Origin of the sequence: Shewanella sp. Isolate7 (assembly GCF_022398425.1) — a bacterium.
GTDB lineage: Bacteria > Pseudomonadota > Gammaproteobacteria > Enterobacterales > Shewanellaceae > Shewanella.
The window spans coordinates 47,225-60,528 of the sequence record NZ_JAKEVJ010000033.1; the positions used below are offsets into that span (position 1 = coordinate 47,225).

General features: G+C 51.4%; 9 protein-coding genes. 4 read left to right on the plus strand and 5 right to left on the minus strand.

Translation table 11 applies throughout. The annotated features are described in order from the left end of the window. Nucleotides 1-19: 19 nt before the first annotated feature. Both L1D47_RS10320 and L1D47_RS10325 read left to right on the plus strand, forming a co-directional pair. Entirely contained in the window at nucleotides 20-2,035 is a 2,016-nt protein-coding gene (locus L1D47_RS10320) for an NADPH-dependent 2,4-dienoyl-CoA reductase (RefSeq protein ID WP_239884611.1), read from the plus strand. Nucleotides 2,036-2,351: 316 nt separating this feature from the next. Continuing rightward, the gene (locus L1D47_RS10325; RefSeq protein ID WP_239884613.1) at nucleotides 2,352-2,807 is read left to right on the plus strand and encodes a YciI family protein; all 456 of its coding nucleotides are present in this window, start codon (nucleotides 2,352-2,354) and stop codon (nucleotides 2,805-2,807) included. A 266-nt stretch (nucleotides 2,808-3,073) separates the two neighbouring features. On the opposite strand, the gene yfaE is transcribed toward L1D47_RS10325, so the two are convergent. The 5 genes from yfaE to ubiG form a co-directional block, all read right to left on the minus strand. Beyond that, complete coding sequence (gene yfaE, locus L1D47_RS10330; RefSeq protein ID WP_041511415.1) at nucleotides 3,074-3,430, minus strand: class I ribonucleotide reductase maintenance protein YfaE; 357 nt, start codon at nucleotides 3,428-3,430, stop codon at nucleotides 3,074-3,076. Beyond that, nucleotides 3,423-4,553, minus strand: coding sequence for a class Ia ribonucleoside-diphosphate reductase subunit beta (nrdB, locus tag L1D47_RS10335; protein WP_041511282.1), 1,131 nt, complete (start codon nucleotides 4,551-4,553; stop codon nucleotides 3,423-3,425). Before nrdB ends, yfaE begins: the two co-directional genes overlap by 8 nt. A gap of 59 nt (nucleotides 4,554-4,612) precedes the next feature. Further along, nucleotides 4,613-6,901 (minus strand): class 1a ribonucleoside-diphosphate reductase subunit alpha, encoded by a 2,289-nt coding sequence (gene nrdA / locus L1D47_RS10340; protein ID WP_239884615.1) that lies wholly within the window; start codon nucleotides 6,899-6,901, stop codon nucleotides 4,613-4,615. 469 nt (nucleotides 6,902-7,370) lie between these two features. Next, nucleotides 7,371-8,099, minus strand: coding sequence for an HAD-IA family hydrolase (locus L1D47_RS10345; RefSeq protein ID WP_345778762.1), 729 nt, complete (start codon nucleotides 8,097-8,099; stop codon nucleotides 7,371-7,373). Continuing rightward, nucleotides 8,092-8,820, minus strand: coding sequence for a bifunctional 2-polyprenyl-6-hydroxyphenol methylase/3-demethylubiquinol 3-O-methyltransferase UbiG (gene ubiG / locus L1D47_RS10350; protein ID WP_345778763.1), 729 nt, complete (start codon nucleotides 8,818-8,820; stop codon nucleotides 8,092-8,094). The genes L1D47_RS10345 and ubiG overlap by 8 nt, the downstream gene beginning before the upstream one ends. 298 nt (nucleotides 8,821-9,118) lie before the next feature. On the opposite strand from ubiG, the gene gyrA reads away from it, so the two are divergent. Together gyrA and serC are read left to right on the plus strand one after the other, a co-directional pair. Further along, a complete protein-coding gene (gene gyrA / locus L1D47_RS10355) occupies nucleotides 9,119-11,758 on the plus strand; it encodes a DNA gyrase subunit A (RefSeq protein ID WP_239884626.1) in 2,640 nt (879 codons plus the stop codon). A gap of 131 nt (nucleotides 11,759-11,889) precedes the next feature. Then, entirely contained in the window at nucleotides 11,890-12,984 is a 1,095-nt protein-coding gene (gene serC / locus L1D47_RS10360) for a 3-phosphoserine/phosphohydroxythreonine transaminase (protein ID WP_239884617.1), read from the plus strand. Nucleotides 12,985-13,304: the final 320 nt, after the last annotated feature.

Genomic DNA, 13,304 nt, shown 5'->3' on the forward strand with positions numbered 1-13,304 from the left:
GTTTAAAAAGGATGTTTAAATGTCGTTTCCGCATTTATTAGAACCCTTAGATCTTGGCTTCACACAACTGAAGAATCGTGTGCTCATGGGCTCCATGCACACAGGTCTCGAAGAAGAAAAGGGCGGTTTTGAGAAACTGGCAAAATTCTATCAAGAACGTGCTGCCGGTGGTGTTGGTTTAATTGTCACCGGTGGGATCTCGCCGAACCTCAGAGGCCGATTGGCGCCTAATGCCTGTCAGCTTAGCTTTCCCTGGCAGGTGGCCAAGCATAAAATCGTCACTCAGGCGGTGCACCAGGCAGGCGGTAAGATCTGTATGCAGATCCTGCATGCCGGACGTTACGGTTATCATCCTTTTTCACAGGCGCCGAGCAAGATAAAGTCGCCTATTACGCCTTTTACCCCGTCGGCCATGTCAGGACGTCAGGTAAGAAGCACCATTAAAGATTACGCCACCACGGCGGCGCTGGCTAAGAAGGCGGGCTATGATGGCGTCGAAGTGATGGGATCTGAAGGCTACCTCATTAATCAGTTTATCTGTGCCAGAACCAATAAACGCAGCGATGAATGGGGTGGCGAATTTAGCCAAAGAGCCAGGTTCCCGGTGGAGATCGTCAAGGGGATCCGCGAGAAGGTCGGTAGCGATTTTATTATCGTGTTTCGTCTCTCTATGCTGGATCTGGTGGATAACGGTTCTTCCTGGGAAGAGGTGGTGCAGCTGGCTAAATGGTTGGAAAGCGCCGGCGTGACCATCATCAACACAGGAATAGGCTGGCATGAGGCCAGGGTGCCGACTATTGCCACCAGCGTGCCTCGCGGCGCCTTCGCTTGGGTCACCGAGCGCCTCAAGCAAGAGGTGAGTGTGCCGCTTATCGCCACCAACCGCATCAATACTCCTGAAATAGGTGAGCAGATCATTGCATCGGGTCAGGCCGACATGGTCTCAATGGCCCGTCCATTCCTGGCCGATGCCGAGTTCGTCAATAAGGCGGCGGCTGGAGAGAGCAAGCTTATCAACACCTGTATCGGTTGTAATCAGGCCTGTTTGGATCATACCTTTGCGCTGAAGCGCGCGACCTGCCTGGTTAACCCCAGGGCCTGTTATGAGACTGAGCTTAACTTCACGCCAGCTAACAACAAGAAGCGCATAGCCGTCATGGGCGCAGGACCTGCCGGCATGGCATTTTCCATCTATGCCGCCAGCCGCGGCCATCAGGTCGTACTGTTTGAGGCCAAAGGCGAGGTAGGTGGTCAATTTAACCTGGCCCGTAAGATCCCGGGCAAAGAAGAGTTTGATGAGACCATACGTTACTTCACCGAGCAGATGAAGTTGCACAAAGTCGAACTCAGGCTCAACACCCGACTGGACGCCTCAGTGGTTAGAGACGAGCCCTTCGACGAAGTGGTTATTGCCGCGGGTGTCGTGCCAAGAGCGCTCGATTTACCTGGCTTTAAGAGTCCCAAGGTGGTGAACTATCAACAGGTTCTCAATGGCGAGGTTGAGGTAGGCGAGCGGGTAGCGCTTATCGGCGCCGGCGGCATAGGCTTCGATATGGCCCACTATCTTGGAGAGCAGGAGTCGACCACGCTTAAACCCGATACCTGGCTGAAGCAGTGGGGTATCGATAAGTCCTATGGCGAGCGAGGCGGTTTGACTACACCTGAGTCTGAACATCCGAGCCGTAAGATCTATTTGCTGCAACGTAAAACCAGCAAGATGGGTAAGGGACTTGGCAAGACTACTGGTTGGATCCACCGTGCCGTGGCTAAACATCACGATGTCGAGATGCTAAACGGCGTCAGCTACGAGAAGTTTGACGAACAAGGCCTGCATATCAAGGTGGGTGAAGAGGCCAAGGTACTCGAGGTCGATAATGTGGTCTTGTGCGCGGGGCAAGAGTCCAACCGCAGTCTGGTCGATGAGATGAAAAACAGCGGACTGCCGGTGCATCTGATTGGTGGAGTGGACGTCGCGGCAGAACTTGACGCGAAACGGGCGATTCGCCAAGGCGCCGAACTGGCCGCAAGCATCTAAACTGGCCGGCTTAAACTAGTATCGAGTACAAAGAGCGGAGCTGAATTCAGCACGTTCGTTGCTACTTCGACGTTTTATTAAGTAAAAGCTAACCTTATGGGTTAGCTTTTTTTATACCCTTGGCATACCTTAAGTGAATGCTTTATGTGAGCTGAGTAAGAATGCGGTGACAGTAGGGTGAGAGTACGGCGAGTGCTCAGTAAAAACAGCTAAGATAACCCTTAGATATGGGGATGAAATAATGAAAACAATGAAAACAAAGAAAGCCAACATCGTGACCAGGAACAATACCCAATCTAAAATCAAAACTAACAGTATGACGAGAACACATGGATTACTGCTCAGCCTGTTGTGCTTGGTAACGGCCCTGATGCTTGCCGGGCCCTTAAGGGCCGAGACCTATGACGCCGAGTTGGCCGCCAAGGATGAATATGGCATGAAGCGTTACGTGATGGCCATGCTCATGAGCGGCCCTAATCGCGACCAAACCGAAGAAGAGGCAGAGCGGCTGCAGCGGGCGCACTTGGATAATATCACTCGATTGGCCGAGGCAGGCAAACTGGTGCTTGCAGGCCCTTTCCTGGAAGAGGGTTCGCTTAGGGGGATCTATATCTTCAACGTCACTAGCGTCGAGGAGGCTAAGGCACTAACCGAATCCGACCCCGCCATTAAGGCCGGTCGCCTGGTGATGGAGCTGCATCCCTGGTATGGCAGCGCCGCTCTGATGGAGGTTAATCGGCTGCACGATAAGCTAGCGAAAAAAGCGATCTAACAGACAGTGAAGTAAGACAGCTGAAGACTGCCAAAGCATTATTCTCGGTTTATCTGATGCTTTTCTGATGGTTTGTCTAGGTGGGCTTTGGCTAAGTTTTTGTTTAAGGCTTTGCCTAAATTTCTGTACAAGGTTTTGTATTAGGCTTTGGCTTAGGCTCTGTATAAGGCTATGCCTTAGCGGGGAGCTAAGTAGGGAGCTAAGTTGGGCGCGAAGTAGGAAGCTAACTTGAGCGCAGAGAGGGGCGCTGAGTGAGTATCTGCGAGTCAGTCGGCGGTGCAGGCTAACTCGATAGAGACTTGTGCGGTAACGACCTCTGCCCCCTGGGCCGAGAGCGCCAGATCCAGATCGCCATCGGGATGACAGCAGCAGGGCAGGCACTCATCCTCTTCCAGCTCTACCAGCGGCTCGGTATGGTAGACGACACTGCCGCGATTGACCTTGGTCTTACAGGCACCACAAAAGCCGTTGCGACACTCAGAGAAGATACGGACTTTCTTCTGCTCGAGCGCCGCCAACAGGCTCTGGTGGTTGCTGGTATAAAGTAGGACAGGTTGCCCTTGAAGGCTCACGATAGGAGCCTTCTTAAAGATCGCCTTGTTAAAGGCCTCTTTCTTATAGATCAAAGTCGGCAAACTCACTTTCGTCGACAGAGGCGTCGATCTGACCCACTAGGTAAGAGGAGACCTCAACTTCCTGTGGCGCGACCTGTACCGAATCACTCTCCAACCAGTTCTTCATCCACGGCAGAGGGTTGCTCTGATCGGCATATGGGCTTGCCAGGTTGACAGACTTCATACGCTCGTTGGTGATGTACTCAACGTACTGGCAGAGGATCTGCTCGTTCAGGCCGATCATAGAGCCATCCTTAAACAGGTACTTGGCCCACTCTTTCTCTTGCTCGGCAGCCTTAACGAAGATATCGATCGCCTGCTGTTCGCACTCTTTGGCGATCTCGGCCATCTCAGGATCGTCCTTGCCGCCTTGCATCAGCTTAAGGATATGCTGAGTGCTGTTAAGGTGAAGGGCTTCATCACGGGCGATGAGGCGGATGATCTTGGCGTTACCTTCCATCACCTTACGCTCGGCGAAGGCGAATGAGCAGGCGAAGCTGACGTAGAAGCGGATCGCCTCAAGTACGTTAACCGACATCATGCACAGGTAGAGGGCTTTCTTGATCTCACGGGTGGTGACCACTAGGGTCTTGCCGTTGATCTCGTGAGTGCCTTCGCCCATCAGATGATAGATCTGGCTGAGTTCAATCAGGTTATCGTAGTAATCGGCAATATCGCTGGCACGCTTGAGGATCTCTTCGTTCTGGACGATGTCGTCGAATACTACCGAAGGATCGTTCACGATGTTACGAATGATGTGGGTGTATGAGCGAGAGTGAATCGTCTCGGAGAAAGACCAGGTCTCGATCCAGGTCTCAAGCTCTGGCAGCGACACTAATGGCAGGAAGGCGACGTTTGGCGAGCGTCCCTGAATAGAATCCAGTAGGGTCTGGTACTTGAGGTTAGAGATAAAGATATGCTTCTCATGATCCGGCAGCGCCGCGTAATCAATCTTATCTTTGCTGACATCCACTTCTTCAGGACGCCAGAAGAAAGAGAGTTGCTTCTCGATCAGCTTTTCGAACACTTCATATTTTTGCAGATCGTAACGGGCAACGTTAACCGATTGACCGAGAAACATGGGTTCCAGCAGGGCATTATTAGGTGTTTGACAAAATGTTGAATAGGCCATTTTTCTATCTTCCGATAAAGGGGGCTAGGCCCCCTGATAAAAGGTTAAAACACGTAGAGTTAGATCTTACAGGCGCCGCCTGCACAGCTATCGTCTTCTTTCTCAATGGAGGTGATATCGTCATATTTATCTGACGCACCGTCACGTGTGTTGTGATAGTAAAGTGTCTTCACACCATATTTGTATGCCGTTAGTAGGTCTTTCAGCAGCACCCGCATAGGCACCTTGGCGCCTGGGAAGCGGCTTGGGTCATAGTTGGTGTTGGCCGAGATAGATTGGTCAACAAACTTCTGCATCAAGCCTACCAGCTGCAGGTAACCTTCGTTGCCTGGCATGTTCCAAAGTAGCTCGTAGCTGTACTGGTACTTCTCGAAGTCCGGTACCACTTGCTTGAGCTGACCGTCCTTGCTGGCTTTAACGCTGATAAGACCGCGTGGAGGCTCGATACCGTTAGTCGCGTTTGAGATCTGCGATGAGGTCTCAGATGGCATCAGGGCCGACAGGGTCGAGTTACGCAGGCCGTGGGTCTTGATCTCCTCACGTAGCGTTTCCCAATCCAGGTGCAGTGGCTCGTCACAAATCTTATCGAGATCGCGCTTGTAGGTATCGATAGGCAGAATACCCTTGGCGTAGTTGGTCTCGTGGAAGGCAGGGCAGGCGCCTTGCTCTTTTGCCAGCTTCATCGAGGCCTTCAGCAGATAGAACTGGATCGCTTCGAAGGTCTTGTGCGTGATGCCGTTGGCGCTGCCGTCTGAGTAGCGTACACCTTCTTTGGCCAGATAGTTGGCAAAGTTGATCACACCAATACCGAGCGTACGACGATTGATTGAGCCTTTGTGCGCCGAAACGATCGGGTAGTCTTGATAATCAAGTAGGCTATCGAGTGCACGCACGGCAAGATCTGCCAGGCTTTCGAGCTCGTCCAACTTCTTGATGGCACCCAGGTTCAATGCAGATAGGGTACACAGGGCTATTTCACCATCGGGATCGTCGATGTTGTTTAGCGGCTTGGTCGGCAATGCGATTTCAAGACACAGGTTAGATTGACGCACCGGCGCAACCTTAGCATCGAACGGACTGTGAGTATTACAGTGATCCACGTTCTGGATATAGATACGACCCGTTGAGGCACGCTCTTGCATCATCAAGGAGAAGAGTTCTACCGCCTTGATCTGCTTCTTACGGATGCTCTCATCTTGCTCATATTTCACATACAGACGCTCGAACTCGGCCTGATCTTCGAAGAAGGCATCATATAGACCTGGTACATCTGATGGGCTAAACAGGGTGATCATGCCGCCCTGAATAAGACGCTGGTACATCAGCTTGTTGAGTTGCACGCCGTAGTCCAGGTGACGAATACGGTTATCTTCTACGCCGCGGTTGTTCTTCAGCACCAGCAGAGACTCAACCTCAAGGTGCCACATCGGGTAGAACAGGGTTGCCGCGCCGCCGCGAACGCCGCCTTGCGAACAAGACTTAACCGCCGTCTGGAAATACTTATAGAAAGGCAGGCAGCCTGTGTGGAACGCCTCACCGCCGCGGATTGGGCTGCCCAGCGCGCGGATACGGCCAGCGTTGACCCCGATGCCAGCACGTTGCGACACATATTTCACGATAGAAGAGGCGGTCGCATTGATAGAGTCCAGGCTGTCGCCACACTCGATCAGTACGCAAGAGCTGAACTGACGTGTCGGCGTACGCACGCCTGACATGATAGGTGTCGGTAGCGAGATCTTAAAGGTCGAGGTCGCATCATAGAAATCTTTAACGTACTGAAGACGCGTCTCTTTCGGGTAGTTGGCAAACAGACAGGCCGCCACCAGAATATAGAGGAACTGCGCGCTCTCGTACACTTCGTGGGTGACACGGTTTTGAACCAGGTACTTACCTTCCAGCTGCTTAACCGCGGCATAAGAGAAGTTCATGTCGCGCCAGTGGTCGATATAGCTGTCGAGTGTGTCTAACTCCTCGCGGCTATAGTCGTTAAGAATATGCGTGTCATATTTGCCTAGCTCAACCAGCTTCACCACATGCTCGTATAGCGAAGGCGGCTCAAACTGACCGAAGGCTTTCTTGCGCAGGTGGAAAATGGCCAGACGTGCAGAGAGGAACTGATAGTCTGGTGATTCTGGCGAGATAAGGTCGGCTGCGGCCTTAATAATGGTTTCGTGGATCGCTTCAGTTGGAATTCCATCATAAAACTGAAGGTGTGAACGTAACTCGACTTCCGATACTGAGACATTATTCAGTCCTTTGGCCGCCCAAGTGATCACTCGGTGGATCTTATCGAGATCGATAGTTTCACGTTCGCCACTGCGCTTCGTGACTTGCATATTGCTGTTCATTGAAGATAAGCCTTGAATTAAATATCGCTAGGGGTGAAAAGCTCCACCCTACGTTTCCATGTAAAAACAATCGAAGATGTTAAAAAAGTACCTGAGCATTACTGCAGTTCTAGTGGCTTCGACCGCCGCCCATACACAAGATATGGTGTTTTTTCTTTTGTAGGATACAAGATAGTGAGGTTGGTGGGATATTGCAAGCGGGTTTTTAGGGGACAAGTTGTGGATATCTTGGGGGTAAACCAAAGGGTTAGTAATGGCTTACCTTTAACCCTTGTTTTCAATTACGATAGCAAAGTCGGGTCAAGTTTTAGACTACCGATCACGCCTATCACGAAAGCTAAAATATTGGCCAGATCCTATGGATCTTTTTGTGCTAAAAAAGGATCGCGCTCCCAGTTATGACAACTTTTTACTTATGCGTCACACGCCCGCACACGAGAGCATGTGATTCATATCCCTTAACAGACACTTATCCCTGTTTTAGCAGCTCAAGTACCTTAGATGGCGCCTCGAAGCCAAAGTCGTGCGGCCATAGGTGTGCGTGGTCATTGTTTCCAATATAACCCCAATGCGCGATGCCGCCGAGCATGTCACTATTGCGGGCCGCCTCGAGGTCCCGTTTGGCATCGCCAAGATAGAGAATATGCGCACAGCGCAAACCCAGTTGCGATGCGGCCAGCCGCATCGGTGCGGGATGGGGTTTACTCTGGGTGGTGGAATCGCCGCTGATGATGGCTGGCATTTTATTGGCTAATTCAAGCCTGTGTAGCAGGGGCCTGGCAAAACGCGCCGCCTTATTGGTGACGACCCCATAGGGGATGCGCTGGTCACTAAGGTGTTGCAGCAGGGGCTGCATGCCATCAAACAGCTTGGCCGCCTGACCATTGACCCTGTGATAATGAGTAAGTAGCGCCTGCTGGATGGCCGCTTTCTCTTCATCATTAAGATGGGGCTGAGCGGCTTCGACCAAGGCCAGGCTGCCATGAGACGCTGCAAAGCGAATATCTTCCAGCAGTTGGCTGGGCAGTCCGAAGTCGTTTAGCGCAAGGTTTAGCGCCAGCACGAGATCTGGCGCCGTGTCGACTAAGGTGCCATCGAGGTCGAACAGCACGCCTTTTATCTGCACTGTATCTATAGCCACTGTATCGATAGGCATTGCATCGATAGACATCGAATCTGTCGCCAACCCTTTAGTCATCCTGCTTAACCGTGGCGATCATATAGTTGACGTCTAATGACTTGGTGTAACGGAAGATATCGGTCAGCGGGTTATAGGTGATGCCAGTGGCGTCGACGCACTCTAGCTCCACTGCATCGGCCATACCAATGAGTTCGGACGGCTTGATGTACTTCTTATGATCGTGGGTGCCCACAGGCAACATCTTAAGTAGATACTCGGCGCCAAGCACTGTCTCAACATAGGCCCTCAGGTTGCGGTTGATGGTCGAAAAGAACACATAGCCGCCAGGCTTGACCATGTCGCTACAGGCCATGATCACAGAGGCTGGGTCGGGCACGTGTTCGAGCATCTCCATGCAGGTGACTACATCATACTGACCCTTATGGCTATCTCTGTGGTGCTCTGCCGTGTCCTGGATGTAGTTAATCTCAACGCCCATCTCTAAGGCGTGAAGTTTAGCGACATCGAGAGGCTCGGCGCCCATATCCAATCCATCTACCTTAGCTCCCAGACGCGCCATGCTCTCTGAGAGAATACCGCCGCCGCAGCCGACATCCAGCACACGCTTGCCAAACAGGCCACCGACGGCTTGATCGATATAGTTGAGTCTCAGGGGATTGAGCTTATGAATAGGTTTAAATTCCCCTTCGGGATCCCACCAAGTGGCAGCCATCTTCTCAAACTTGGCAATTTCTTGCGGATCGACATTGGCATTGTTAGTCGCAGAAAGGTTAGACACGGACAGTCCTCACAAGGGGATAAATGATGTTGCTATTATACCCATCGCCTTAGATAAACAAAGGAGAAGCCAGCGAAAATGTCTGCTTAGTCATCAGATTGCTGTTAAAGCGTTCATTCAGCCTAAAACCGACTTAGGTTTTACGCCGTAAACAGATATTTGAGGTGAAATTTCAATAGGGTCTAGCGCCTTTAAATATCTGTGTTAGAATGCCAAATCACGTTTTCAGGCTTGATAAAATATTGCCTGGTTTTTAAGCAGTATTTTGTTGGCTAAATTTCAAGGGATCGAGCAGTTTATGACTGATCTGGCTTCATCTATAACACCAATTAATATTGAAGACGAATTAAAGAATTCATATTTGGATTACGCCATGAGCGTGATCGTTGGCCGTGCGTTACCCGATGTGCGTGACGGTCTAAAGCCGGTTCATCGCCGCGTATTATTCGCGATGAACGAGTTGAAGAACGATTGGAACAAACCTTATAAAAAGTCGGCGCGTGTCGTCGGTGATGTGATCGGTAAATATCACCCGCACGGTGACTCGGCCGTTTACGATACTATCGTTCGTATGGCGCAGCCGTTTTCTATGCGCTACACCTTGGTCGATGGTCAGGGTAACTTTGGTTCAGTCGATGGTGACGCCGCGGCGGCCATGCGTTATACCGAAATTCGTATGGACAAGCTGGCGCACCAACTGCTGGCCGACCTAGAGAAAGAAACCGTCGATTACGTCCCTAACTACGACGGTACCGAACAGATCCCGGCAGTGCTGCCGACCCGTATTCCTGCTTTGCTGGTCAACGGTTCGTCGGGTATCGCCGTGGGTATGGCGACCAACATTCCACCTCATAACCTGTCAGAAGTGATCTCCGGCTGTCTTGCGCTGATCGATGAGCCAAGTCTCTCTATCGAGCAGTTGATGGAACATATTCCAGGTCCGGACTTCCCAACGGCGGCGATCGTCAACGGCCGTAAGGGTATCGAAGATGCCTATAAGACGGGTCGTGGTAAGGCGGTCATGCGCGCCCGTGCTACCGTTGAGACTGAAGACAACGGTCGTGAACGCATTATCGTTACCGAGATCCCTTATCAGGTAAACAAGGCGCGCCTGATCGAGAAGATCGCCGAACTGGTAAAAGATAAGAAGATCGAAGGCATCAGTGGCCTGCGTGACGAGTCTGATAAAGACGGTATGCGTATCGTTATCGAGGTGAAGCGTGGCGAAGTGGGTGAGGTGATCCTCAACAACCTATACGCTCAGACACAGCTACAGACCTCTTTCGGTATCAACATGGTGGCCTTGACCAATGGTCAGCCTAAGTTGTTTAACCTTAAAGAGATGCTCGAGTGCTTCATCCTTCACCGTCGTGAAGTGGTGACTCGCCGTACCGTATTCGAACTGCGTAAGGCGCGCGAACGTGCGCATATCCTCGAAGCATTGGCGATAGCGCTGGCCAATATCGATCCTATCATCGAGCTGATTAAGGCATCACCAACGCCAGCCGAAGCGAAAACTAAGCTGGTTGCGCAAGGTTGGGCCCTTGGCAATGTACAAGGCATGCTGGAGAAGGCCGGTGATGATGCTGCGCGTCCAGAGTGGCTGGCGCCCGAGTTTGGTATTCGCGATGGCCTCTACTTCCTGACCGAGCAACAGGCTCAGGCGATTCTGGATCTGCGTCTGCACAAGCTGACCGGTCTGGAACATGAGAAGATCTTAAGTGAATATGAAGAGCTGCTGGAACTGATCGCAGCTCTGCTTTACATCCTGCGCAGTCCAGAACGTCTGATGGAAGTGATCAAAGAAGAACTCCAGGAAGTGCTGGAAAACTTCGGTGACGAGCGTCGCACAGAGCTTAACGCATCTGCTGTGGATATCAGCCTCGAAGATCTGATCAACGAAGAAGATGTCGTGGTCACCCTGTCTCACTTGGGTTACGCCAAGTATCAACCATTGAGCGACTATCAGGCGCAGCGTCGTGGTGGTAAGGGTAAGGCGGCAACTAAGGTGAAAGATGAAGATTTCGTCGAGAAGCTGCTGGTTGCCAACACCCACGACACCATTCTGTGCTTCTCCGATTTCGGTAAGATGTACTGGCTCAAGGTGTACCAGCTACCGCTGGCAAGCCGTCAGGCCCGTGGTCGTCCAATTATCAATCTGTTGCCATTAGCCGAAGGCGAGCGCATTACCGCTATCTTGCCGGTACGTGAATACGATGCCGACAAGTATGTGATCATGGCGACCTCTCACGGCACAGTGAAGAAAACCTCACTGGATCAATACTCTCGTCCAAGAGCCAACGGTATCATCGCCGTGAACCTTAAAGATGGCGATCAGCTGATCGGCGTCGATATCACTAACGGTGACAACGAGGTAATGCTGTTCTCTAACGAAGGTAAGGTCGTTCGCTTTAGCGAAGATCAGGTTCGTGGCATGGGACGCACTGCGACAGGTGTTCGCGGTATCAAGCTCGAAGATGGTCAGAGCGTGGTCTCGCTCATCGTGCCTAAGAATGATGGCGCCATCCTAACCGTCACCGAGAACGGTTATGGTAAGCGCACGGATCTGGATGAATACCCAGCGAAGAGCCGCGCGACCAAGGGTGTAGTCTCAATCAAGGTCAGCGAGCGTAACGGCGCCGTCGTAGGTGCGGTACAAGTGCTTGAAAACGACGAGATCATGTTGATCAGCGATAAGGGCACCCTGGTACGTACACCTGCATCTGGCGTATCGACAATTGGTCGTAACACTCAAGGTGTGACCATTATCCGTACGGCAAGTGACGAGACGGTAGTGGGACTGCAACGTATCGACGAGATCCAGGATGATCAGGAACTCGACGAAGAGGGCAATCCTATCATCACGGATAACCTTGATGACAACCTAGCCGATGGCGACGCGCCAGAGGCTGAACCAAACGCTGAGCCAAACGAATAGCGTTTAACTCAATAAACGGGCGTCCTTATGGACGCTCGTTTTGTTTGAGCAAGTCAAAACCGCAATTAACAATAAGCCAGTGGCATACATTCTGACGCAACACAGTTGAAAGAAGAGCAAAGGAGAAAGCAGTGAGCGCGACATATAATTTCTGTGCAGGGCCGGCCATGTTACCTCAGCCCGTAATGCAAAAGGCACAAGAGGAGTTATTGGATTGGAACGGGCAGGGAGTCTCCGTGATGGAGATCAGCCATCGTAGTAAAGAGTTTATCGCGCTGACTCAGCAGGCCGATGCCGACATCAGAGAGCTGATGAATATTCCCAGCAACTACCATGTACTCTTTATGCATGGCGGTGGTCGCGGCCAATTTGCCGCTGTTGTGAATAATTTACTTGGCAATAATGGAAAGGCGCTCTATCTGGTCGATGGTAGCTGGTCTTCATCGGCAGTTGAAGAAGCCAAGAAACTGGCCGGTGATGCGCAGATCGATACCCTGAATATGGTAGACAAAACCGATGGTATTAGCCGGGTTGTGTTACCAGAACTGAGCGAAATCAAGCAAGATTATCGTTATCTGCACTACTGCCCAAATGAGACGGTAGATGGTATCGAAATTTTTGATGAGATAGATTCTCCTTGGCCAATTGTTGCCGATATGTCTTCTAACATCATGTCTCGTGAGATAGATGTCAGCCGTTACGGCCTGATCTATGCCGGCGCCCAGAAAAACATAGGCCCATCGGGTCTGAGCATAGTTATCGTTCGCGATGATTTAATGCAATATCCGCAGCTGACTCAGGCGTCCATCATGGATTATCGTCTGGCAGTAAAACACGACTCCATGTTCAACACGCCGCCAACCTTCGCCTGGTATCTGGCCGCCGAAGTGTTTAAGTGGCTTAAGGCGCAAGGTGGCGTGGCTGAAGTCGCCAAGATTAATGAGCGTAAGGCCGAGACCCTATATGGCTTTATCGACAGCTGTGACTTCTATGAGAACCGCGTGGCGAGCGCAAACCGCTCGAATATGAACGTGACCTTCTACCTAAAAGATGAGTCCCTTAACGAGGCGTTTTTAGCCGAGGCCAAGGCCGCTGGCCTGGTCGCATTGAAGGGCCATCGCAGTGTCGGCGGCATGCGCGCCAGCATCTATAACGCCATGCCTTTGGCAGGCGTCGAGTCGCTGGTTAGCTTCATGAAAGCCTTTGCCGATAAACATGCTGCCTAATACCAATCGTAATAAACAATTGATCATTCTAGCTTGTTAAAACGCTCGATAACTGTATTAGTATTTTTAATTGTAGAATAACTACTTATCTAAGGAAGGTGCGAATAAGTCCCGTGCTTGCTCTGCGTGTGCTTAAAGTGGATAGATGCAAGGCACAGTTTGCAGCGAATGGCCCTAGTCCTTCGCAAGAACTGTAACGCAGCAAATACCGCAGTAAGCCTCGCCCTGCGGGGCTTTGATAGCAACACCATTTCGGCGTTATTCAACTTCAGCAGGCCTCGGCATGCCCTCAGTTGAATGCCTTGAACTGTCGCTGCTAT

Bases quoted from the DNA above. Each gene is read 5' to 3' on its own strand.
- L1D47_RS10320 (WP_239884611.1), top strand. From the start codon at position 20: ATGTCGTTTCCGCATTTATTAGAACCCTTAGATCTTGGCTTCACACAA.
- L1D47_RS10325 (WP_239884613.1), top strand. From the start codon at position 2,352: ATGACGAGAACACATGGATTACTGCTCAGCCTGTTGTGCTTGGTAACG.
- nrdB (WP_041511282.1), bottom strand. From the start codon at position 4,553: ATGGCCTATTCAACATTTTGTCAAACACCTAATAATGCCCTGCTGGAA.
- nrdA (WP_239884615.1), bottom strand. From the start codon at position 6,901: ATGAACAGCAATATGCAAGTCACGAAGCGCAGTGGCGAACGTGAAACT.
- L1D47_RS10345 (WP_345778762.1), bottom strand. From the start codon at position 8,099: ATGACTAAAGGGTTGGCGACAGATTCGATGTCTATCGATGCAATGCCT.
- gyrA (WP_239884626.1), top strand. From the start codon at position 9,119: ATGACTGATCTGGCTTCATCTATAACACCAATTAATATTGAAGACGAA.